This is a genomic window from Kitasatospora sp. SolWspMP-SS2h, assembly GCF_003259315.1.
GTDB lineage: Bacteria > Actinomycetota > Actinomycetes > Streptomycetales > Streptomycetaceae > Kitasatospora > Kitasatospora fiedleri.
This window is the reverse complement of record NZ_QLLT01000002.1, coordinates 168,576-188,903: the sequence shown is the minus strand read 5'-3', so window position 1 is coordinate 188,903 and position 20,328 is coordinate 168,576. Positions and strand designations below refer to the sequence as shown.

The following is a 20,328-nucleotide window of genomic DNA, read 5'->3' as shown; positions in this document are numbered from 1 at the left end:
GGGCGGGCCCGCCGTCCGGAAACGGGACCGCCCCCGCACGACACGGAGGTCGCACGGGGGCGGGAAACACGGGGTCGGGCGGCCCGCCGGTCGTCGGCGGGACCGGCTCAGACGTTCTGGCAGGCGTTGCCGAACGCGGGGTTGAGCAGGCCGATCACGCTGATGGTGTTGCCGCAGACGTTCACCGGGACGTGCACCGGGATCTGGATCAGGTTGCCGGAGAGCACACCCGGGGAGCCGACCGCGGCACCGTCCGCGCCCGCGCCGCCGTGCGCCGAGGCGACACCGGCGCCCGCGAGCACCAGGCCACCGGTGGCGGCGACAACGGCGGCGATCTTCTTGGCCTTCATCTGAACTGCTCCTCCTGGTCGTTTCCAGCCCGTTCCCCCGGGCTGCACCCGGAAGAACGAAGCCTCCACGGCCGGGACACGGGGCCGGAACCGCATTCACCCGTTGAAGCGATCAAGCGAACAGACGATCGCCATTTCGGATGCTCGACAGCTCTGATGCTGGACGGACTAGTCCGACTTCCCGCCCCGCGACCCCACGTCTCCGTGTCCCGCGTTCCCGTGTCCCCGCGTCCCTCGACCGCCGACCGCCGGGTGCCGACCGCCGACCGCCGACCGCCGGGCGTCAGGCGTCAGGCGTCAGGCGTCAGGCGTCAGGCCAGGTCGATGAACCGGTCCAGCACCCGGACGCCGAACTTCAGGCCGTCCACCGGCACCCGCTCGTCCACGCCGTGGAACATCCCGGCGAAGTCCAGCTCCGGCGGGAGCTGGAGCGGCGCGAAGCCGAAGCAGCGGATGCCCAGGTCCTGGAAGGACTTGGCGTCGGTGCCGCCGGACAGGCAGTACGGGACGGCCCGGGCGATCGGGTCCTCGGCGCGCAGCGCGGTCTGCATGGCCTCGACCAGGGCGCCGTCGAAGCTGGTCTCGATCGCCTTGTCGTGGTGCAGGCTCTCCCGCTTGACCCGCGGGCCGAGGACGCTGTCCAGCTCGGCCAGGAACTCCTCCTCGTAGCCGGGCAGGAAGCGGCCGTCCACGTGCGCGGTGGCCTGGCCGGGGATGACGTTCACCTTGTAGCCGGCGCCGAGCATGGTCGGCTGGGCGGTATTGCGCAGGGTGGTGCCGATCATCTTGGCGATGCCGCCGAGCACCCGGAGCGTCTCGTCCATGTCCTCCGGGTCGAGCGGCACGCCGAGCGCGTCCGAGAGCTCGTCCAGGAAGGCCCGGACGGTCTTGGTGATCCGCAGCGGGAACTGGTGCCGGCCGAGCCGGGCCACCGCCTCGCACAGCTCGGTGATCGCGTTATCGTCGTTCTCCATCGAGCCGTGCCCGGCCCGGCCCTCGACGGTCAGGCGCATCCAGTGCATGCCCTTCTCCGCCGTCTCGATCAGGTACAGCCGGGCCTGGTCGTTGACGGTGAAGGAGAAGCCGCCGACCTCGCCGATCGCCTCGGTGACGCCCTCGAACAGCTCGGGGTGCCGGTCCACCAGGAAGCGGGCGCCGTAGGTGCCGCCGGCCTCCTCGTCGGCCAGGAACGCCAGCACCAGGTCGCGCGGGGGCTTGCGGCCGGTGCGCAGCCGGTCGCGGACCACCGCGAGCGTCATCGCGTCCATGTCCTTCATGTCGACGGCGCCGCGGCCCCACACGCAGCCGTCGGTGATCTCCCCGGAGAACGGGTGCACCGTCCAGTCGTCGGCGTTGGCCGGGACGACGTCGGTGTGCCCGTGGATCAGCAGGCCCGGCCGGGACCGGTCCTCGCCCTCGATCCGCACCACCGTGGAGGCCCGGCCCTTGGCCGACTCGAAGATCTGCGGCTCCAGCCCGAACTCGGCGAGCTGCTCGGCCACGTACTCGGCGGCCTTCCGCTCCCCCGGCCCGGAGCCGTCCCCGTAGTTGCTGGTGTCGATCCGGATCAGGTCCCGGCAAATCTCGGCGACCTCCGACTCCGCCGTCACCGCGCGCTCGCTGCCCACGCTCATCGCTCCCACCTCGTGTCTGCCCGCCCCGGCGCGGCTGCGGCCCGCGCCGCCCCGACCCCGGCCGGGGACCGCGGGCGCCGTCCCGCCATCCTCCCCCAGCACCCGTCCGGCCCCAAGGGCATATCCCCTCACGCTCCCGCCGACCGCCCCCCGCGCCCCGCATTCGAAGCCCCGCCCGTCCCGCCGCCCCCGGTTTTGGGCCTACCAGTCGATCTTTGCTACTGTTGTCCATGTCAGCGCGGGGAACACCCCGCGAGGACGACACCCGGTCCGGGTGGCGGAATGGCAGACGCGCTAGCTTGAGGTGCTAGTGCCCTTTATCGGGCGTGGGGGTTCAAGTCCCCCCTCGGACACCAGCGAAGGCCCCTGTTCACCAGGGGCCTTCTTGCTTTTCCCGCCGGGAGGCCCAGGAGGTCGCCCGTCCGCACCGAGGCCCGGCGGACGCTCAGCGGCTGGTGACGGCACGCCACAGCCTGCGGTGCCACCGCAGCCAGGAACGCTTCGACGGAGACTCCCAGCGCCGCTCCACCACCGGCCTGCGCAGGCCCGCCCGGCCTCCGGACATCAGGTGGTCGAACTCGCCGCTCACCAGCGCGTCCCGCAACCGCGCGAGCTCGTCCGCGCGCAGGAACAGCACGGACCGCTGCTCCTCCTCATCCTCGCCGAGCACACGGCCCAGCTCCGGACACACGTTCTCCGCTCCGACCGACGCGAATGACTTCCCGCGGCTCTCTGCTCCGTTGGCTGGGAGACCAAGCCAGAGCCGCCGGGAGCCCGGGTCCGAGGTCTTTCCCGTTACCTCAAGAACTCGTCCCTGATGCCCTCGACCAGCGTGCGCATCTCGCTCCCGTGCAGAGCGGCGGCGTCGAACCGGGCGAAGGTGGACAGGTAGAGCCGCACGTCCTTCGGGTCCCGGGTGGTGATCTCCGAGTGGAAGGTCTCGACGATCACCAGGCGGTCGTCGTGGGCGCTGAAGCACGTCATCGGGAAGTCCGGCATCGGTCGGCCGAGCGACAGGACCCCGACGGTGACGTTCGGCAACCGGGACAGGGAGACCAGCCGGTCGAGCCGGGTGACCATCACGGGGGCCGGACAGATCAGCCAGCGCAGGACGTGTTCGCAGATCACGACGTGGAAGGCCCGGCCCGGGTCGTACAGGACCGCCTGGCGTTCCAGCCGAGCGGCGACGGTCCTGGCCTTCGCCTCTTCCGGAAGCTCGGGGTGCAGGGCGAACACGTCGACGCACTCGGCGCTCTGGAGCAGACCGGGGACCGACTGTCCCTGAAACAGCCGGAGAACGGTCGTCCGCGTCTCGACCGCCTTGATGGACTGCTGGTGCTTCCAATGGCCCGTCCGGCGCAGCTGACGCCAGGCCGTGGCCTCGGTGGCCGCTCCTCGCGCAGCCTCCGGGAACGCGGCCTTCACTGCCTCGGACACGCCGAGGGCGGTCAGGATCAGGTCCACGTCCTGCACCGTCGGCAGCACCCTGCCGTTCTCGATCTTCGAGAGCTTGGCCGGGGACATGGCGGCCCTGCGGGCCACGGTCTCGGCCGTCCGGTCCGCCGCGATCCGCAGGGCCCGCAGGGCCTTGCCCGGATCATCGGGGTGTTCGTCGCTCAAGCAGCCGTGTACTCCCCGAACGGCATGGCGTGCGCCAGGGCGATGTCCCGGTAGCGCAGGTACTCGTCCAGGACCGATGCCGGGACCATGACCGCCGTCTCACCCTCCGGCAGATCGAGTTCCGCCAGACGTTCAGGATCAGTGATCACGTACCCCTGCACCACGTAGTTCCCGTTCTCGGCGCCCCACGGTGTCGGGCACGTTCCGTTGTTGCAGGACCCTTCCCCGGACAACCAGCGCAGCATCGTGCCCCCCTGTCACATGCGGCTCCTGTCCAGCCCGATGCTCCCGACCCGCGCGGCGCAAGGTCAAGAATCTCGGCTTTCCGGAACAGGAAAGATCACCGGTGCCCGAGGCGGGGCCCGGTGGGGGAAGCGAGGTGTGGGTGCGGCCGGGATGTGACGTGGGGTCGGGAGACTCGTTCTCATGCGGAATGACGGGGGGCGGGTGCTGCGTTGGGCGGGGCATCCGAGGACGTGCCAGCCGCGCTACCACGCCTGGATCGCCGGCGCGATCGCCTCCGGCGTGGAGGCGGCCGTCCAGCTCACGGCCGGCTGACGGACGGCTGACGGCTGACTGGCGGTCGGCTGTCGGCCGGACGGGGTGTCAGGAGCGCTCAGCCCGCCCGGTGCGCGTCGCCCGGGAGGGGTGGGTGGCGGCGGGGTGACGGCAGGTCAGGGCCCGGCCTGCCGGGCGGGACCGGGGGAACGCCGATAGCATCGGCACATGTCTGACGCCGACCGGGACCAGCGGCCCTCCGTGCTGCTGGCGTTCCGCTCGGCGGTGGCGCTGAACCGGCTGCTGGACGTGCTGCCGGTGTTCGGGGGCGACCCGCGGATCGACCGCTGGTTCACCGTGGTGCCCGGCTCCCGGTTCGGGCTGGACGCGCTGGCCGCCCTGGACCGCTCGGGCGCCCGGGTGATGGACTTCGAGCAGGCCCGGCGCGAGCGCTTCGACCTGATCCTCTCCGCCGGCCCCAAGGGCGCGCTGACCAGCCTGTCCGGCCGGGCCAGGGCGCTGCTGCCGCACGGCGCCGGGTTCAACAAGTCGTTCGGCACCGAGGGTTCGCCGGGCCTGCCGTCCGGCCTGGACCCCGCGTTCCTGCTCTCCGACGGCGAGCCGTGGGCCGACCTGCACGGCCTCGGGCACCACGAGCAGCTGGCCCGGCTCACCGAGTTGTGCCCGTCGGCCGCCGCCCGCGCCGTCGTGGTCGGCGACCCCACCCTGGACCGGATGCGGCAGTCGGTCGGCCGCCGGGAGACCTACCGGGACCGGCTCGGCGTCGGCGAGCGGACCCTGCTGGCGGTGCTGACCACCCACGGCGCGGAGAGCCTGCTGGCCCGCCGCCCCGACCTCCCGCTGGAACTGGCGCTCCACCTGCCCGTGGACGACTACCGGGTGGCCCTGGTGGTGCACCCCAACGAGATCGGCGAACGCGGCAGCCACAACCTGGCCGAGCAGCTCCGCCCCGCCCTCCAGGCCGGGCTGCTGCTGCCCTCCTCGCACCAGGAGTGGGCCTCCGTCCTGGTCGCCGCCGACGCGGTGCTCACCGACCACGGCTCGACCGCGCTGTACGCCGCCGCGCTCGGCCGCACCCTCGTCCTGGACGGCTACGACGGCGGGACGGAGCTGATCCCCGGCACGCCGATGGCCCGGCTGCTCGCCGTCGCGCCGCGCTTCACCGACACCGCCGGCCTGCCCGAACTGTTGCGCGAGGCCCGCGTCCCGGACCCGGCGCGGTTCGCCGCCGACGCCTTCGGCCGCCCCGACCTGGCGCTGCCGCTGCTGCGCGCCGAGCTGTACCGGCTGATCGGCCTGACGCCGCCGCGGACCCCGCTGGCGCCCGAGCTGCTGCCCGACCCGGTGGCGGCCCGGCCCCCCGCCCCGGCGCTGGCGGTGCGGGCCGAGGTGGACGGGCGGCGGGTGCGCGTGGAGCGCTTCCCGGTCGCCACCGAGCTGCCGGTGCACCACCGGTCCGCCCAGCACGGCGCGGCGGGCCTCGCCGAGCAGCGCAGCGCGGCGGTGCTGTGGCGGCGCCCCGGCACCGGCCGCTGGTCGGCCGCCGGCTGGGCCGCGCACGTCCTGGACGAGCTGCCGGGCTGCCGGGTCGCCGCCGCGCTGCTCTCCCGCGAGCGCTGCCTGCTGGTGCACCGCGAGCACGGCCCGTTCGCCCTGCGGGTGCCGCCGCACCGCGCGGACGGCCGGGTCCACCGGATCGACCCGGCCGCGGCGGTCTCCGCGGTGTACGCCTGGCTGGTCGCGCACCGGGGGTCGGCCGCCGTCGGGGGGCTGCCGGTGGAACTCGACTGCACGGTGGGCGCGGTGACGGTCCGCCTGGAGCTGCGGGCCGCCGGGCCGGAGGAGCTGGACGCCGAGCTCTGAGCCCTGCCGGTCCCTGCCGGTCCCTGACGAGCCCTGCTGAGCCCTGACGAACTCTGAGCCTTGCCGAGCCCTGTCGAGCCCTGATGTCTGAGTGCCGGGGCCGGTCCCGGCTCAGTCCGTGCCGGGTTCCGTCCGTGCCCCGCCGTGGGCGGCGCGCAGGGCGGCGGCGTGGGCGCGGTGGCGGGCGGCGTCGGCGGGGTGGCCGGTGCTGTCGGCGAGTTCGGCGAGTTCGGTGGTGATCCGGGCCTCGTCGTAGCTGGAGCCGCGCTCGACGGCGTCCGCCAGGGCCTCGGCGAGCGGGGCCCCGGCCTCGGCGGGGCGGCCGAGCAGGCGCAACGCCCGGGCCAGGCCGAAGGCGGTGCGGGCGGCCATCCGGCGGCGGCCCGGCAGGGCGGCGAACTCGGCGCGGGCCGCGGCGAAGAGTTCGGCGGCGGCCGGGTGGTCGGCGGCGGCGGTGGCGGTCTTGGCGAGCTGGTAGGTCTGTAGGGCGGCGCCGTACGCGTTGCCGATCGCCCGCTGGATCTCCCGGGCTGCGGTGAAGTCGGCGCGGGCGGCGGCGAAGTCGGCGAGCGCGGCCGTCCGGTCGCCCCGGGCGGCGGCGGATTCGCCCCGGGCGAGGGCGAGTTGGCCGCGGAAGTCGATCGCGGAGCCGGCCATCCGGCGGTGCGGGTGGGAGTCGTCGAGCAGGGCGGCCAGCGCGCACGCCTGCTCGACGGCGGCGGCTGCCTCCTCGAACTCGCCCTGCTCCCAGAGCGGTCGGGCCAGCATGTCGCGGGTGCGGACCCGGGCGAGCAGGTGTTCGGCGCGGTCGGCGGCGACGACGGCGGTGCGGAAGGCGTCGACGGCGTCGGCGTGCCGGGGGTGGTCGAGGAAGTGCGTCCAGAGCGATTCGGCGAGTGCGACGGCGTCCTCGTCGTGGCCGCTGTCGTAGGCGAGGGCGACCGCGCCGTACAGGGCGTGCCGGTTGGCCTCGATCCAGCGCAGCGCGTCGGCCTTGGCGGTGCCGAGGTCGGCGTCGGGGACGCCGGGCAGCGGCGGGAGTTCGGTCTGGACGGTGGCGCGGGGGCCGGCCGTCAGCAGGTCGGCGCGGGCGGTCTGGCGGCGCAGCCAGTGCAGCAGGCGGGCGCGGGCGGCGGCGCGTTCGGTGCCCTCGGGGTCGGCGGCGCGGGCGGCGCGGCGGGCGTGGCCGCGGACCAGGGCGTGCTGGCGGTAGCCGCCGGAGCGGTGGTCGAGCAGTCCGGCGGCGAGGAGTTCGGCGAGGGCGTCCTCGGTGTCGAACAGGTCGCGGCCGAGCAGCGCAGCGGCGGTCGGCAGGACCACGAACGGGCCGGGGCACTCGGGCAGGAGGCGGTACAACCGGGCGGCTTCGGGGCCGAGTTCGGCGCAGGCGGCGTCCCAGACGGCTTCCACGGGGGCGCTCCCTCGCTCGTGCAGGTCGGCGGTGAGCCGTTCGGCGAGTGCGGCCAGGCCGCGGTGCGGGTACTTGCGGGCGAGGTCGCCGGCCACCTCGGCGGCCTTCGGCAGTCCCTCGCAGACGGCGGCGAGCGCCCGGACGGCGGCGGGGTCGGCGTCGGCCCAGCGCTGCTCGCCGAGGAACGCGCGCAGCAGTTCGGCGGTGTGCTCCGCGCCGAGCGGGGCGAGGACGAGTTCCTCGGCGGCGGGGCCGAGGTCGTACAGCGGGCCGTGGCTGGTGACCAGGACCAGGCTGCGGGCGGAGGCGGGCAGCAGCGGTTCGGCCTCGGCGGCGGTGCGGGCGTTGTCGACGACCAGGAGCAGGCGCTTGCCGCGGGTGCGGTCCCAGAACTGGCGGACCAGGCCGCGGAAGTCGCGGCGCAGCCACTCCTGCTCGACGCCGAGCGAGCGCAACAGGTCGGTCAGGACGGCGGCGAGGTCGGTGACGCCGTCGCGCCGGTACTCGTCCAGGTCGAGGTAGTGGGCGCCGTCCGGGTGGCGGTCGGCGAGCCGGTGGCCGGCCCGGACGCACAGGGCGGTCTTGCCGATGCCGCCGAGGCCGCTGACGGCGAGGACCCGGGGGCGGGTGCCGTCGGCGTCCGGTCCGGCGGCGGTGGCGGCGATCCGCTGCTGCTCCGCCGCCCGGTCGACGAAGTACGCCTTCTCCGGCGGCAGTTCGAAGGAGGGGTGGTGGACCAGCACCCTCGCCGGGTGGACGTGGACGGCGTCGATGCGGTTGGCCTGCACCAGGCTCTCCACCCTGGCCCGGCCGCCGACCACGTTGTGCGTCTGCTCGCTCACCCGACCAACCCTACGCGTTCGGCGGGGCGCTGACCGGCGGTCGGGCCGAGTCGGGCCGGGGGTCGGGCCGTGCCGGGCCGGGGGTCGGGCCGTGCCGGGCCGGGGGGACGGGCCGTGTCGGGCCGGGGGGACGGACGGGCGGTCAGGAGATGTAGTAGGTCCAGAGCGGGCTCTCGGCGATGGAGCGCCAGGCGGTGAGCGCGAACGGGGGGCGGGTGCGGCCGGAACGGACGGGTTCGCCCTCGGGGGTGACGGTGCCGGCGTACTCGGTGAAGTCGAGGACGGTGCCGTCCGGGCGCCAGATCGCCACCCGGTAGCCGAACAGGCCGGGGACCTGCGCGTCGTTCGCGGCGACCAGCTCCCAGCTGCCGTCGGGACGGTAGCCGGAGAGGCAGGTGTCCTCGTGGTTGCCGGAGGTGCCGCTGTCGTGGCCGCACCGGAACGGGAGCTGGTCGTCGGCGGGGGTGGCGCCGTCGGCGGGGAAGGGCAGTTCGGTGCGGCGCAGGGCCAGTTCGAGGGCAGCCGCTCCGGCGGCGTCGGTATAGGTCAGGTGGACAGTGGAGCCGCCTTGGCGATCGGCCTCGAACGGGGTGCCCGGGCTGAGGTTGTTCCGGTGGACGGGCAGCGCCGTCCGTAGATTCTGGAGCACCCCGTACGCGTCGAAGGCCAGGACGGCCCGGTCCGCGGTGACCGGCTGGTCGGGGCCGTTCTGCATTGGGGAGACGACCGGCAGCGGGAGCGGCCGCCAGCGTTCCCCGGCGGAGGCGGCGGGAACGCCCGGGTCCGGTTCCGGCTGCCGGGCCGGGGCGGCGCCGGCCCGGACGGTCGGGGCGGTGCCGAGCAGCGGGAGTCCGGCGTTCGCGCCCGCGAAGGCGACGGCGGCGACGGCCAGCGCCGCCCCGGCGGTCCGCAGCCGCCGGGCCGCCTTCCGGCGGCGGCCGAGGCGGCCGCTCTCGGCGACGATCACCGCGACGGGCACGCTGATGTCCCGGACGCTCGTCCCCATCAGGGCGGAGAGCTCCAGGTCCAGTTCGAGGTCGGGGTCGGGGTCGAGAGCGCGGTCCGGGTCCAAGGTCCGATGCCTTCCGTGACGAGCGGGTCAGGGGCTGGTGCGGTGGGGGTCAGTCCTGGAGCAGCAGGGCGCGGTCGGGGCCCAGGATGGTGCGCAGGCGGGCCATCGAGCGGGAGTTGAGGCTCTTGACCGCGCTGACGGTGATGCCCATGGCCTCGGCCGTCTCCTCCAGGCTGTAGTCCTCCAGGTAGCGGAGCACCACGACGGCCCGGTTGCGGGGCGGCAGTTGGCGCAGCGCGGCGACCAGGGTGATCCGCAGGGCGGCCGAGCTGCCCTCCCGGGCGCCGATCGACGGCTCCTCGGGGAACTCGTCGACCGCGAGTTCGCTGGAGCGGCGCAGCCGCCGGTGGGAGAGGTAGCAGCGCAGCAGCACCTTGCGGGCGTAGGCGTCGATGCCGGCCGCGCCGTCGCCGCGCTGCAACCGTCCCCAGACCGGGTAGAGCTTGGACAGCGCGGTCTGCACCAGGTCCTGCGCCTGGTGCCAGTCCCCGCACATCAGGTACGCCAGGTGGAACAGGCGGCGTGCCCGGCCGGCCGCGAACTCGTCGAAGTCGAGCCCCTCGGTCATGTGGTCCCCCGGTTGGAAAGTGTTCCGTCGACGTCCTGGAGTCACGCCTCGGGCGGGGCGGCCCGTCGCGCCTCGAAGGTCAAGACTGCATAACGATGATCGGGAAGGGCGCGGCGGGGTGTCGGGTCCGGTGGCGGCGGTCGGCCGGTCCGACGGCGCCGGGGGCGGGCCGGGAGTGGCGTGAGGGACGGTCCGGGGGCGGCCAAGTCCATTGCCGGGCGCAGGCGTTCGGTCCCGGGCGCGGTCCGGGGTGGTGCACCATGGGAGCGACCTGCCGACCACGACGAAGGGAACCCCACCGCATGAGCGCGGACGACTGGCTGCGCCGCTACCACCCCGGTCCGGCCGGGGCGCCCCGGCTGGTGTGCTTCCCGCACGCCGGCGGGACGGCCAGCTACTGGCACCCGCTGTCCGCGGCGCTGCGGGACCGGGCCGCGGTGACGGCCGTGCAGTACCCGGGCCGGCAGGACCGGTGGAACGAGAAGCCGCTGGAGGACCTGCACGAGCTCGCCGACCGGATCGCCGAGGTGCTGCTGCCGTCCTGGCTGCCCGAGCCGCCCGCCCTGTTCGGGCACAGCATGGGCGCGATGCTCGCCCACGAGACGGCCCGGCGGCTGGCCGCGGCCACCGGGCGGGGGCCGCGGCTGCTGGTGGTCTCCGGACGCCGCGCGCCGCACTGCCTGCGGGCCGACCCGGAACTGCGCGACGCCTCCGACGCCGAACTGCTCTCCCACCTCGCCGCCCTGGGCGGGACGGCGACCGCCGCCCTGGAGGACCCGGAGCTGGTCGAGCTGTTCCTGCCGCCGCTGCGCGCCGACTACCGGGCGGTGGAGACCTACCGGTACCGGCCCGGTCCGCCGCTGGAGTGCCCGGTGACGGTGCTCACCGGCGAGTCGGACGAGCAGGTCACCCCGGACGAGGCGGTGGCCTGGGCCGTGCACACCACCGGGCCGGTGGAGGTGCGCACCTACCCGGGCGGGCACTTCTTCCTGGCCGAGCACCAGCAGGCCGTCACCACCCTGATCGCCGACCGCCTGGCCACCGGCGGGGCGGTCTGACGGATGCCAGGACGTCCGGCCGCTGGGTTCTCCGCGCGGCGGACGGGCGGCGGCGGACGGGCGGCGGCGGACGGGCGGCGGCGGACCGCTGCGGGCGCTGGCCGCCGCCGAGGCCGAACGCCGGTCCGCCGCCGAGCGGGTGGACCGGCCGGCCGCCCGCGAGCGCTGGCCGCGCGAGGAGACCGACCCCACCCCGTCCCCGACGGTCCGGGCCGTCAGCACGGCGGGGCGGCATCGGCCGGAGAGCCGGTACCGCCCCGCCGGGGCTGCCGGGTCGTCAGGCGCGGGGCCGCCAGACCCGCAGGTAGTCGGCGGCGGTGGAGATCGGGTCGGTGTCGGACGGGGCGGGGTGCCAGGAGCCCGCGCAGATCGACAGGTTGAAGATGAGGTAAGCGCTCCAGTTGGGGCCGGTGCCGGTGTGGTCGGAGAAGACCAGCTCGTGGTTGACGTACCAGTCGTTGTTGGAGGCCCCGTAGTGGACGCCGATGCTGACCCAGGCGCCGGGGCGGATCGCGTCGGCGTCGGTGTAGTAGGTGCCGGCGCTGTTGATCCGGTTGGAGAGTTCCAGCAGGTTGGGGTTGTCCGGGTGGTACTCGAAGGAGTCGATCTCGTTGCCGCCGTCCTTCCAGGTCCACAGCGCCGGCCAGGCGCCGTTGCCGCCGGGCAGTTGGATCCGGACCTCCGCGTAGTCACCGGGCCGGACCTGGAAGCCCTGCTGGGTGCCCTCGGTGGTGAGCAGGCCGGTGTCCCAGGACCGGTCGCCGTTCTCCAGCAGGTTGGTGCCGGGAGTGGCGGTGAAGGTGTTCGCCCCGCTCCTGCTGCTCAGCGCGCCGGGCTGGAGCCAGTCCAGTTTGTCGTCGTCCGGGTTGTGGTTGCCGTAGCGGTAGGCGCTGGTGGTGGAGGAGTTCCAGACGGTGCCCAGGGCGGGCGGGCTGCTGAACTCCTCGTCGAACACCAGCTGCCCGGCGGGGAACGGCGGCGTCGGCGGGTGGGGCGGGACCACCGAGCCGGTGACGGTGAACGTCCGGCCGGGCAGGTCGTGGTACTCGCCCCCGATCCGGTAGAAGCCGAACTCGGTGTACGTCCCGGCCGGGAAGCTGCGGGCGGCGGTGGTCAGCGTGTAGCCCTGCGGGCAGATCCGCACGTCGGTGGCGGTGCCGGGGAAGTCCAGGTTCTGCTGGTTCGCGTCCCGGACGCCGACACCGACCTCGTCGGCCGTCAGGCAGGCGGTGGAGTTGAGGGCCAGGGTGGCGGTGACGGGGGTGTCGGCGACGGCCCGGGCGGGCACCAGGGCGAGCTGGCGGACGGTGGGCGCGGCGACGGTCAGGGTCTGGCTGGGCAGGTCGTAGTACGTCGAGCCGATCCGGTAGAAGCCGAACTCGGTGTACGTCCCGGCCGGGAAGCCGCGGGCGGCGGTGGTCAGGGTGTAGCCGCCGGGGCAGATCCGGGTCCGGCCGGTGGAGCCGGGGAAGTCCAGGTTCTGCTGGTTGGCGTCCCGGACGCCGACACCGAGTTCGTCCACGGTGACGCAGGTGGAGAGCGAGCCGACCGAGAGCGTCGCCGCGACCGGCGTGTCGGGCAGGGCGCTGGTGGGGGCGAGGCTGCGCTGCTGGATCCGCGGCGCGGCGGAGGCCGGGGCGGCAGGCAGCAGCGGGACGACGAGCAGCAGCGACAGCAGTGCTACGCGGCGGGGCAGGGACACGGAGCTCCGATCGGCGGGCGGGGGTCGTCGGGGGACGGGTGGAGGGGCCGCGCGGGCGCGGTGGCGGTCGGGGCTACTGGACGTCGATGGTGAACGCCCGGCTCGGGACGGGCCGGTCCGGACGGTCCGGGTCCTGGAGGGAGACCGCGCCGCCGGAGAGCCGCTCGCCGGAGCGCACGTCGTCCGCGACCCGCAGCGGGACGAGCAGCGTGGCGCTGCGGCGCAGCCCCAGACCCTTGCGGAACCGGCAGGTCAACTCCCGTCCCCGGTCGTCCGGTCGGCAGTCGTCCGGGAAGACCCGGCCCTCCACCGTGACGCCCTTGGGCAGGCGCACCGTGGTGGTGAACCGGTCGGTGACCGGGTTCGGGCCGAGGTTGGCCACCAGGGCGCGCACCACGGTGAGGCCGCGCACCGGGGTGCGGTCCACCGAGACGTTCACCACCTGGAGGCCGTCCTCGCTGTCGGGGGCCCGCTGTCCGTCCGCGCTCACCGCCGCGCGGCCCTGCTGCGGCGCCACCCCGGACGCCACCGCCGCCGTGGCGGTCCCGGTCATGCACAACGCGGCCGCGATGCCGAGCCGCCACCAACCGCGCCGACCGATGCTCACCGTCCAGCCACCTCCCGCTCTCGTCGCCGACCTCGTCGACCTCGTCGACCTCGTCGACCTCGTCGACTCCCGGAAGGATCGACCGCGCGGGCGGGCGGTGGCGGCCCGACGCACCGCCGCCGGAGCGCGAGAACCCGCGCGGCGGACAAAGGTCGGACCATCCGAAAGGCTGATCTACGGGCGGACTCGGGCTCGGCGTCGGACGCGGACCGGGGCACCCGGCCGCGGGCCGCCGCCCCCGGCCGACCGGCCCGCGCGGCACACTGGGGGCATGGAACCCACCGAGCCCGCGGGCGGCGAGCCCGCCTGCTTCCTGCACCTGGTCTGCGAGGAGTGCGGCAAGGTCCGCGAGAACGGCCGCTGCCCGCTCTGCGACGCTGCTACGGCGGCGGCATCGGAGCGGGCCGACTCCCCCGCCGACCGGGAGGGCTGACGCCGCCGGGAGGGACGACGGGCCCGGGGAGGGACGACGGGCCCGGGGAGGGGCGGGGTTCAGCGCAGCAGGCCGTGCAGCAGGAGTTCGGCCAGGTGTCCGTACGCCTCGGCGTCGGCCAGGCCGGTGGCCTCGGCGACCTGGCGCTGCTGGATGCGCACCATGACCGAGCTGATCACGTCCGCGGCGAAGGCCACGTGGGTCTCGCGGAAGGCGCCGGCCGCGACGCCGTCCTCGATCAGCTGCTGGATCTGGCGGGCGGCGGCCCGGGTGTTGCGGCCGTAGACCTCGGCGGCCGGTTCGAAGGCGGCCAGGTCGTCGAAGAAGCGGGCCGAGCCGGGGGCGAGTTCGGCGGAGACGGCGCGCAGGTAGGCGGCCAGCCGGGCGGCCGGGTCGGTCTCGGCAGCCAGGGCCGCGCCGACCCGGGCGGTGGCCTCGCGGAAGAAGTGCACCACGGCGGCGCGCACCAGTTGTTCCTTGGAGCCGGCCAGCCCGTACAGCGTGCGCTTGGAGCAGTGCAGGCGAGCGGCCAGGTCGTCCAGGGTGAACCGGGCGAAGCCCTCGGCCACGAACAGCGCCACCAGTTCCTCGAAGAGCTCACTGCGGCGGGCGGCGCCCCGTCCGGTGGGCCGGGCTGCGGCTGCGCTGTCGATCACCCGGCCAGTATGGCAGCCGGTCACCGGGGGTCGGCACCTCACCCGGTCCGGGCGGGGCCGGGCGGTCCTGCCGCTCCGGGCGGCTGCTCCGCCCAGCCGTCGCGGGTGCCCCGACCCGGGCGGGCCGTCGCGGGCGGGCCTTGGCGGTCAGTCGCGGGCCGCTCCGGTTCCCGGTGACGGCGGCCTGCCCGGGACGGGGCACCCTGCGCTACGCTGAGCGGTACTGACGTACCGCTTTGCGTACCGCTTGGAGCCGGAACATGGCCGTGGATCGCTTGCTGCCCACCGAGGAAGCCGCGGACCTGATCGCGCTGACCCGCGATCTCGCCGACAGGGAACTCGCGACCGAGGTCGCCTCCCACGAGAAGGAGGAGCGCTACCCGGAGGGCCTGTTCGCGCTGCTCGGGCAGGCCGGGCTGCTGGGCCTGCCCTACCCGGAGGAGTTCGGCGGCGGCGGCCAGCCCTACGAGGTGTACCTCCAGGTGCTGGAGGAGCTGGCGTCCCGCTGGGCGGCCGTCGCGGTGGCCACCAGCGTGCACACCCTGGCCTGCCACCCGCTGACCGCGTACGGCACGCCCGAGCAGCAGGAGCGCTGGCTGCCCCGGATGCTCGCGGGCGAGCTGGTCGGCGGCTACAGCCTCTCCGAGCCGCACGCCGGCTCGGACGCGGGGGCGCTGAGCTGCAAGGCCGAGCCGGTGGAGAAGGGGTACCGGATCACCGGCACCAAGGCGTGGATCACCCACGGCGGCAAGGCCGACTTCTACGCCCTGTTCGCCCGCACCGCGCCCGGCCCGCACGGGGTGTCCTGCTTCCTGGCACCCGGACAGGTCGAGGGCCTGACCTTCGGCCCGCCGGAGGAGAAGATGGGCCTGAACGCGGTGCCGACCACCGCCGCGTACTGGGACGGCGCGCTGCTGGAGCGCGACCGGCTGATCGGCGCGGAGGGCCAGGGCCTGCCGATCGCGTTCTCCGCCCTCGACTCGGGCCGGCTCGGCATCGCGGCCTGCGCCACCGGCCTGGCCCAGGCCGCACTGGACCACGCCGTCGCGTACGCCAACGAGCGCACCACCTTCGGCCGCCGGATCGTCGACCACCAGGGCCTGGGCTTCCTGCTCGCCGACATGGCCGCCGCCGTCGACTCCGCCCGCGCCACCTACCTGGACGCGGCCCGCCGCCGCGACCTGGGCCGCCCGTTCAGCCGGCAGGCCAGCGTGGCCAAGCTGGTCGCCACCGACGCCGCGATGAAGGTCACCACGGACGCGGTGCAGGTGTTCGGCGGCTACGGCTACACCCGGGACTTCCCGGTCGAGCGGTACATGCGCGAGGCGAAGATCATGCAGATCTTCGAGGGCACCAACCAGATCCAGCGCCTGGTGATCAGCCGCCACCTCGCCACCCGCTGACGCCGGACCGGCGCCCGCCGACGCCCACCCGCCCGCCGACGTCCGCCCTCCCCCGGCCGACGCCGAAAACCCTGCCCCGAAAGGACGTTCCACCATGCAGCTCTCCGGCACCGCCGCCCTGGTCACCGGCGCCGCCTCCGGCCTCGGCGCGGCCACCGCCGCCCACCTGGCCTCGCTCGGCGCCACCGTCTACGGCCTCGACCTGCCCAAGGCGGTGGAGTCCGCCCCCGCGCAGCCCGCGGGCGTCACCCTGCTCGGCGCGGACGTCACCGAGGAGCAGCCGGTGCGCGACGCGCTGGCGCGGATCGCCGCCGACGGCCGCCCGCTGCGGCTGGCTGTCAGCTGCGCGGGCATCGCCCCGTCCGCGCGGGTGGTCGGCCGCCGCGGCCCGCACGACCTGGACCTGTTCCGCGGCGTGCTGAACGTCAACCTGGTCGGCACCTTCAACGTGATGCGGCTGGCCGCGGAGGCGATGTCCGCCCAGGAGCCGGACGGGGCCGGGCAGCGCGGGCTGGTGGTCAACACCGCGTCGATCGCCGCCTTCGAGGGCCAGGTCGGGCAGATCGCCTACGCCGCGTCCAAGGCGGGCGTGGCCGGGATGACCATCACCGCGGCCCGCGACCTGGCCCAGTACGGCATCCGGGTGGTCACCATCGCCCCCGGCATCGTCGACACCCCGATGATGGCGGGCTTCTCCGAGGAGGTGCGCTCCGGCCTCGCCGCCACCGTCACCTTCCCGCAGCGGCTGGCCCGCCCCGAGGAGTACGCCCGCCTGGTCGCGATGATCGCCGAGCACGACTACCTGAACGGCGAGACCATCCGGATGGACGGCGCGCTGCGGATGGCCGCCCGCTGAGTCACCGCTCGGCGGGCGCGGCCGCGGTGCGGTGCACGCTGCGCACTGCGGCCACGCCCACGGCCGGGACGGACGGCGGGACGGCCGCGCTGAGCGCGTTCAGGCGATGCCGGACGCGGCGCGCGACGCCCTTGCCCAGCAGGTAGCGGGTCCGGGTGACGGGGCCGGTCGGATTCGAACCGACGTCCTCCGGTTCTGGAGACCGGCGCATCGACCGCTGTGCTACGGCCCCGTCGCGGTGATCCTAGGGGCCGCGCTCACCACTCCGCCACCCGGTAATCCTTCAGGAAGACGCCCACGAACGGCTCCCCCGCCTCGCCGCGCACGATCGGGTCGTACACCCGGGCCGCGCCGTCCACGACGTCCAGCGGGGTGCGGAAGCCCGCACCGGCCAGGCGGGACTTCTTGGGCGCCGGGTTCTCGTCGGTGATCCAGCCGGTGTCGACGGCGCACATGTGGACGCCGCGCTCGGCGAGTTCGGCGGCGCTGGTGCGGGTGAGCATGTTGAGGGCGGCCTTGGCCATGTTGGTGTGCGGGTGGCCGGCCGTCTTGTTGCGGACCGCGAACCGGCCCTCCACCGCCGTCACGTTGACGATGTAGCGGGACGGGTGCGGGGAGGCTTCCAGCAGCGGGAGCAGCCGGTCGCAGAGCAGCGCCGGGGCGAGCGCGTTGACCAGCTGGGTCTCCAGCACCTCCGCCGGGTCGAGCCCGCCGAGGGTGGCCGACCAGGAGTTGCGCGGCGCGGTGTCGGGCAGCAGCCCGGCCTCGTCCACCGCCCCGGCGTCGACCCGGCTCGCCGCCAACGAGGTCTCGTCGGCGGCGAGTTCGGCGGCGGGCCAGGCGGCGGTGAGCGCGGGCATCGGGCGGAACCCGGGCGCGTACCCGATCCGGCCCGGGACCGCGCCGGTCGCACCGGCCTCGCCGATCCGACGGGTCCCCGCGGTCTCGCCGGCCGCCAGCAGGGCGTACGACTCGGGCGGGCGGCGCAGGGTCTGCGCGGCGTTGTTCACCAGGATGTCCAACGGGCGACCCTCCGCGCGCAGTTGCTCGCACAGGCCGAGCACCTGGCGCGGGTCGCGCAGGTCGATGCCGACGATCCGCAGCCGGTCCAGCCAGCGGTCGCTGCCCTCGGCGGCCCGGAAGCGGCGCAGGGTGTCGTGCGGGAAACGGCTGGTGACGACGAGTTCGGCGCCGTCGCGGAGCATCATCAGGGCCAGCTGGAAGCCGATCTTGACGCGTCCGCCGGTGAGCAGCACCCGTCGGCCGGTCAGGTCGGTGCTGAGCGCGCGGCGGGCGGTGTGGTCGGCGGCGCAGGCGGGGCACAGTCGGTGGTAGAAGCCGTCGACCTGCCGGTAGTGCTGCTTGCAGACGTAGCAGCGCTGCGGGCGGGCGAGGTCGCCGATCGGGGTGTGTCCGGCGGCGGTGGGCAGCGGGGCGTCCTCCCGGCGGGCGGTGCCGCCGGTGGCGGTGGCGCCGACCAGGTCGGCGTCGGCCCGGGCGGTCTCGGTGCGGCGGACCCGGCGGCGGGTGTGCCGGCCGTCCCGGACGAAGGACTCGGCGCCGCGTTCGGCCCGCAGCCGCACCGGGTGGTCGGCGGGCAGCAGCCACAGGCGGCCCAGCGTCCGCTCGAAGGCGGCGAGTTCGGCCTCGTCCGGCTCCTCCCCGGGGCGGGGCGGGGTCGTGCTCATCGGACGGTCCTCCGGAGGGGGTGCGGCGGGGCGGCGGACGGCGGGCCCGACCGGAGGGCGGACTGGCGTGCTCCACACGGGCGGTGCGGCGCGTCCGCCGCTGCGCCACGGGGCCCTCGGGCCTCCCGGGGGCCGGATTCGAACCGGCGTGGTCCGCCATGCCGTGGCGGTGCGACTGCCTCTGCGCGCACGCCCGGGAGGTGACAGCGATGCTAACGGCACGCCCGGAACGTGCGGAAACCCTTTTGCGCGACCCGGCCCGGCCCGGCGCGGCCGTCGCGGTCGCCGTCGCGGTGGCGGTCGCCGTCGCCGTCGCGGCGGCCGTCGCGGCGGCCGTCGCGGCGGCCGTCACGGTGGCCGTCACGGTCACGGTCGCGGGTGGCCGGAGCGGCGGCGCGGGCGGCGGCTCCCGGCCCGACCGGTTTGCCGGGCGAACTACCGGACACACCACAGGGCATGACCGCACCCACTTCACGCATCGTGGTGATCACCGGTGCCAGCGCAGGAATCGGACGGGCGTGCGTCGAGGCGTTCGCCGGGCGCGGCGACCGCCTCGCCCTGATCGCCCGTGGCCGCGCGGGGCTGGAGGCAGCCGCCGCCGAGGCCCGGAAGGCGGGCACGACCGCCCTCGTGATCGAGGCCGACGTCAGCGATCCGCGGGCCGTCGAGGCCGCCGCCGAGCACGTCGAGCGCGAACTCGGACCGATCGACGTGTGGGTGAACGACGCGTTCACCTCCGTCTTCGCGCCCTTCACCGAGATCTCGGCGGAGGAGTTCCGCCGGGTCACCGAGGTGAGCTACCTCGGCTACGTGTACGCCACCCGGGCCGCGCTGCGCCGCATGCTGCCGCGCGACCGCGGGACGCTGGTGCACGTCGGCTCCGCCCTCGCCTACCGGGGCATCCCCTACCAGAGCGCCTACAGCGGCGCCAAGCACGCCCTGCAGGGCTGGCACGAGGCGCTGCGCTGCGAGTTGCTGGCCGCCGGTTCGGGGGTGCGCACCACGATGGTGCAGATGCCGGCCGTGAACACCCCGCAGTTCGACTGGGTCCTCTCCCGGCTGCCGAAGCGCGCGCAGCCCGTCCCGCCGATCTACCAGCCCGAGGTGGCGGCCCGCGCGGTCCTCCGCGCGGCGGACCGTCCGGGGCGGCGCGAGTACTGGGTGGGCGGCAGCACGGTCGCCACCCTGGTCGCCAACGCGGTGGTGCCGGGGCTGTTGGACCGCTACCTGGCCCGGACCGGGCTCGACTCCCAGCAGACCGACCAGCCGCGCCGCGACACCGACCCGGGCAACCTGTGGAAGCCCGTGGACGACCGGGAGGACCACGGCGCGCGCGGCCGGTTCACCGGCCGCTCCAGCGGCCGGAGCCCGCAGCTGTGGGCCACCACCCACCGGGCCGCCGTCGCCGGGGCGTGCGCCGCCACGGCCGCGGCCGTGGCCCTGGGCTGCTACGCCGGGCGGCGACGGTGACGGGCACGACGGCGACGGGCGCGGCGGTGAAGGGCACGACAGCGACGGGCACGACGGCGACGGGCGCGGCGGTGAAGGGCACGACAGCGACGGGCACGACGGCGACGGGCGCGGCGGCGCGCGCCGGGGCGGGGAGGGCGGCATGACGGTCTTCCCGCACCCCGCCGAGCGCACCGACGGCGGGCGGGGCCGGTTCGAGCGGCTGGCCGAGTCCGCGTCCAACCTGACCGGCTCGCCGGTGTTCTCGGTGTTCTGCCTGCTGCTGGTGGCGGGCTTCTTCGTGGTCCACGCGCTGGGCCTGTCGACCGAGTGGCAGATCCTGGCGGGGGACGTGATGACCGCCGTGACGCTGGTGCTGCTGGCCCTGCTGAAGAACGCGGAGCGCCGCGCGGAGCACGCGCTGCAGCGCAAGCTGGACGCCATCGCCGCCGCCCTGCTGGAGCAGCACGCGGGCAGCGGCGACCGGGCCCACCAGGACCTGCGCGAGGCGATCCGCCTGGAGGAGCGGCTCTGAGGAGCCCCCGACCGAACGGCCGGAGCGGCCGGCCGGAGTGCCGATCGGCGCTCCGGCCGGCC

Annotated in this window: 19 protein-coding genes and 3 tRNA genes; 9 read left to right on the top strand and 13 right to left on the bottom strand. The window is 75.2% G+C overall.

The genetic code is table 11. The annotated features are described in order from the left end of the window. Positions 1 to 107: 107 nt before the first annotated feature. Together K353_RS03115 and K353_RS03110 are read right to left on the bottom strand one after the other, a co-directional pair. Positions 108 to 350 carry a chaplin gene (locus K353_RS03115; protein ID WP_100839341.1) on the bottom strand — a complete coding sequence of 81 codons (243 nt, stop codon included), beginning with the start codon at positions 348 to 350 and terminating at the stop codon, positions 108 to 110. A 311-nt stretch (positions 351 to 661) separates the two neighbouring features. After that, on the bottom strand, positions 662 to 1,984 hold the full coding sequence (locus K353_RS03110) for a M20/M25/M40 family metallo-hydrolase (protein ID WP_111552003.1): 1,323 nt from the start codon (positions 1,982 to 1,984) through the stop codon (positions 662 to 664). Positions 1,985 to 2,252: 268 nt separating this feature from the next. Between K353_RS03110 and K353_RS03105 the strand changes: the two genes are divergently transcribed. Then, positions 2,253 to 2,340 (top strand) — tRNA-Leu (locus K353_RS03105). Between the two features lie 89 nt (positions 2,341 to 2,429). Here the strand turns inward: K353_RS03105 and K353_RS03100 are convergent. Beyond that, positions 2,430 to 2,654, bottom strand: a complete 225-nt coding sequence (locus K353_RS03100) for a hypothetical protein (protein ID WP_233533328.1) — start codon at positions 2,652 to 2,654, stop codon at positions 2,430 to 2,432. Between the two features lie 125 nt (positions 2,655 to 2,779). After that, on the bottom strand, positions 2,780 to 3,604 hold the full coding sequence (locus K353_RS03095; RefSeq protein WP_111552002.1) for a helix-turn-helix transcriptional regulator: 825 nt from the start codon (positions 3,602 to 3,604) through the stop codon (positions 2,780 to 2,782). Positions 3,605 to 4,030: 426 nt separating this feature from the next. On the opposite strand from K353_RS03095, the gene K353_RS36465 reads away from it, so the two are divergent. Continuing rightward, positions 4,031 to 4,162, top strand: coding sequence for a hypothetical protein (locus K353_RS36465; RefSeq protein WP_255410656.1), 132 nt, complete (start codon positions 4,031 to 4,033; stop codon positions 4,160 to 4,162). A 168-nt stretch (positions 4,163 to 4,330) separates the two neighbouring features. Further along, a complete protein-coding gene (locus K353_RS03085; RefSeq protein WP_111552000.1) occupies positions 4,331 to 5,986 on the top strand; it encodes a translation initiation factor 2 in 1,656 nt (551 codons plus the stop codon). A 111-nt stretch (positions 5,987 to 6,097) separates the two neighbouring features. On the opposite strand, the gene K353_RS03080 is transcribed toward K353_RS03085, so the two are convergent. The 3 genes from K353_RS03080 to K353_RS03070 all read right to left on the bottom strand — a co-directional run bounded on the left by K353_RS03080 (position 6,098) and on the right by K353_RS03070 (position 9,879). Further along, positions 6,098 to 8,239 (bottom strand): ATP-binding protein, encoded by a 2,142-nt coding sequence (locus tag K353_RS03080; RefSeq protein WP_111551999.1) that lies wholly within the window; start codon positions 8,237 to 8,239, stop codon positions 6,098 to 6,100. 142 nt (positions 8,240 to 8,381) lie between these two features. Further along, entirely contained in the window at positions 8,382 to 9,311 is a 930-nt protein-coding gene (locus K353_RS03075) for a hypothetical protein (protein WP_111551998.1), read from the bottom strand. Between the two features lie 49 nt (positions 9,312 to 9,360). Next, positions 9,361 to 9,879, bottom strand: a complete 519-nt coding sequence (locus K353_RS03070; RefSeq protein WP_111551997.1) for a SigE family RNA polymerase sigma factor — start codon at positions 9,877 to 9,879, stop codon at positions 9,361 to 9,363. A gap of 302 nt (positions 9,880 to 10,181) precedes the next feature. Between K353_RS03070 and K353_RS03065 the strand changes: the two genes are divergently transcribed. Continuing rightward, on the top strand, positions 10,182 to 10,937 hold the full coding sequence (locus tag K353_RS03065) for a thioesterase II family protein (RefSeq protein ID WP_111551996.1): 756 nt from the start codon (positions 10,182 to 10,184) through the stop codon (positions 10,935 to 10,937). A gap of 277 nt (positions 10,938 to 11,214) precedes the next feature. Here K353_RS03065 and K353_RS03060 read toward each other — a convergent pair whose 3' ends face one another. Together K353_RS03060 and K353_RS03055 are read right to left on the bottom strand one after the other, a co-directional pair. Next, positions 11,215 to 12,639, bottom strand: coding sequence for a hypothetical protein (locus tag K353_RS03060; protein ID WP_111551995.1), 1,425 nt, complete (start codon positions 12,637 to 12,639; stop codon positions 11,215 to 11,217). Positions 12,640 to 12,712: 73 nt separating this feature from the next. Then, positions 12,713 to 13,246: a hypothetical protein gene (locus K353_RS03055; protein ID WP_146616385.1), complete on the bottom strand. Its 534-nt coding sequence runs from the start codon at positions 13,244 to 13,246 to the stop codon at positions 12,713 to 12,715. A 271-nt stretch (positions 13,247 to 13,517) separates the two neighbouring features. On the opposite strand from K353_RS03055, the gene K353_RS34170 reads away from it, so the two are divergent. Continuing rightward, the gene (locus K353_RS34170; protein ID WP_158585318.1) at positions 13,518 to 13,679 is read left to right on the top strand and encodes a hypothetical protein; all 162 of its coding nucleotides are present in this window, start codon (positions 13,518 to 13,520) and stop codon (positions 13,677 to 13,679) included. A 59-nt stretch (positions 13,680 to 13,738) separates the two neighbouring features. Here K353_RS34170 and K353_RS03050 read toward each other — a convergent pair whose 3' ends face one another. After that, the gene (locus tag K353_RS03050; protein ID WP_100839357.1) at positions 13,739 to 14,335 is read right to left on the bottom strand and encodes a TetR/AcrR family transcriptional regulator; all 597 of its coding nucleotides are present in this window, start codon (positions 14,333 to 14,335) and stop codon (positions 13,739 to 13,741) included. A gap of 260 nt (positions 14,336 to 14,595) precedes the next feature. On the opposite strand from K353_RS03050, the gene K353_RS03045 reads away from it, so the two are divergent. Further along, positions 14,596 to 15,738 (top strand): acyl-CoA dehydrogenase family protein, encoded by a 1,143-nt coding sequence (locus K353_RS03045; protein WP_111551993.1) that lies wholly within the window; start codon positions 14,596 to 14,598, stop codon positions 15,736 to 15,738. 94 nt (positions 15,739 to 15,832) lie between these two features. Beyond that, positions 15,833 to 16,594 (top strand): SDR family NAD(P)-dependent oxidoreductase, encoded by a 762-nt coding sequence (locus K353_RS03040; RefSeq protein ID WP_111551992.1) that lies wholly within the window; start codon positions 15,833 to 15,835, stop codon positions 16,592 to 16,594. Between the two features lie 159 nt (positions 16,595 to 16,753). Here the strand turns inward: K353_RS03040 and K353_RS03030 are convergent. The 3 genes from K353_RS03030 to K353_RS34165 all read right to left on the bottom strand — a co-directional run bounded on the left by K353_RS03030 (position 16,754) and on the right by K353_RS34165 (position 18,480). Further along, a tRNA-Trp gene (locus tag K353_RS03030) sits at positions 16,754 to 16,826 on the bottom strand. Positions 16,827 to 16,851: 25 nt separating this feature from the next. Further along, positions 16,852 to 18,282 carry an SDR family oxidoreductase gene (locus K353_RS03025; protein WP_111551991.1) on the bottom strand — a complete coding sequence of 477 codons (1,431 nt, stop codon included), beginning with the start codon at positions 18,280 to 18,282 and terminating at the stop codon, positions 16,852 to 16,854. A 123-nt stretch (positions 18,283 to 18,405) separates the two neighbouring features. Continuing rightward, positions 18,406 to 18,480 (bottom strand) — tRNA-Ala (locus K353_RS34165). Between the two features lie 258 nt (positions 18,481 to 18,738). Between K353_RS34165 and K353_RS03015 the strand changes: the two genes are divergently transcribed. Continuing rightward, entirely contained in the window at positions 18,739 to 19,752 is a 1,014-nt protein-coding gene (locus K353_RS03015; protein ID WP_111551989.1) for an SDR family oxidoreductase, read from the top strand. Positions 19,753 to 19,894: 142 nt separating this feature from the next. After that, entirely contained in the window at positions 19,895 to 20,266 is a 372-nt protein-coding gene (locus tag K353_RS03010; protein WP_111551988.1) for a low affinity iron permease family protein, read from the top strand. The last annotated feature ends 62 nt before the right edge of the window (positions 20,267 to 20,328 follow it).

Coding starts and splice junctions, on each gene's coding strand:
- K353_RS03115 (WP_100839341.1), bottom strand. CDS start 350: ATGAAGGCCAAGAAGATCGCCGCCGTTGTCGCCGCCACCGGTGGCCTG.
- K353_RS03110 (WP_111552003.1), bottom strand. CDS start 1,984: ATGAGCGTGGGCAGCGAGCGCGCGGTGACGGCGGAGTCGGAGGTCGCC.
- K353_RS36465 (WP_255410656.1), top strand. CDS start 4,031: ATGCGGAATGACGGGGGGCGGGTGCTGCGTTGGGCGGGGCATCCGAGG.
- K353_RS03085 (WP_111552000.1), top strand. CDS start 4,331: ATGTCTGACGCCGACCGGGACCAGCGGCCCTCCGTGCTGCTGGCGTTC.
- K353_RS03070 (WP_111551997.1), bottom strand. CDS start 9,879: ATGACCGAGGGGCTCGACTTCGACGAGTTCGCGGCCGGCCGGGCACGC.
- K353_RS03065 (WP_111551996.1), top strand. CDS start 10,182: ATGAGCGCGGACGACTGGCTGCGCCGCTACCACCCCGGTCCGGCCGGG.
- K353_RS34170 (WP_158585318.1), top strand. CDS start 13,518: ATGGAACCCACCGAGCCCGCGGGCGGCGAGCCCGCCTGCTTCCTGCAC.
- K353_RS03045 (WP_111551993.1), top strand. CDS start 14,596: ATGGCCGTGGATCGCTTGCTGCCCACCGAGGAAGCCGCGGACCTGATC.
- K353_RS03040 (WP_111551992.1), top strand. CDS start 15,833: ATGCAGCTCTCCGGCACCGCCGCCCTGGTCACCGGCGCCGCCTCCGGC.
- K353_RS03025 (WP_111551991.1), bottom strand. CDS start 18,282: ATGAGCACGACCCCGCCCCGCCCCGGGGAGGAGCCGGACGAGGCCGAA.
- K353_RS03015 (WP_111551989.1), top strand. CDS start 18,739: ATGACCGCACCCACTTCACGCATCGTGGTGATCACCGGTGCCAGCGCA.
- K353_RS03010 (WP_111551988.1), top strand. CDS start 19,895: ATGACGGTCTTCCCGCACCCCGCCGAGCGCACCGACGGCGGGCGGGGC.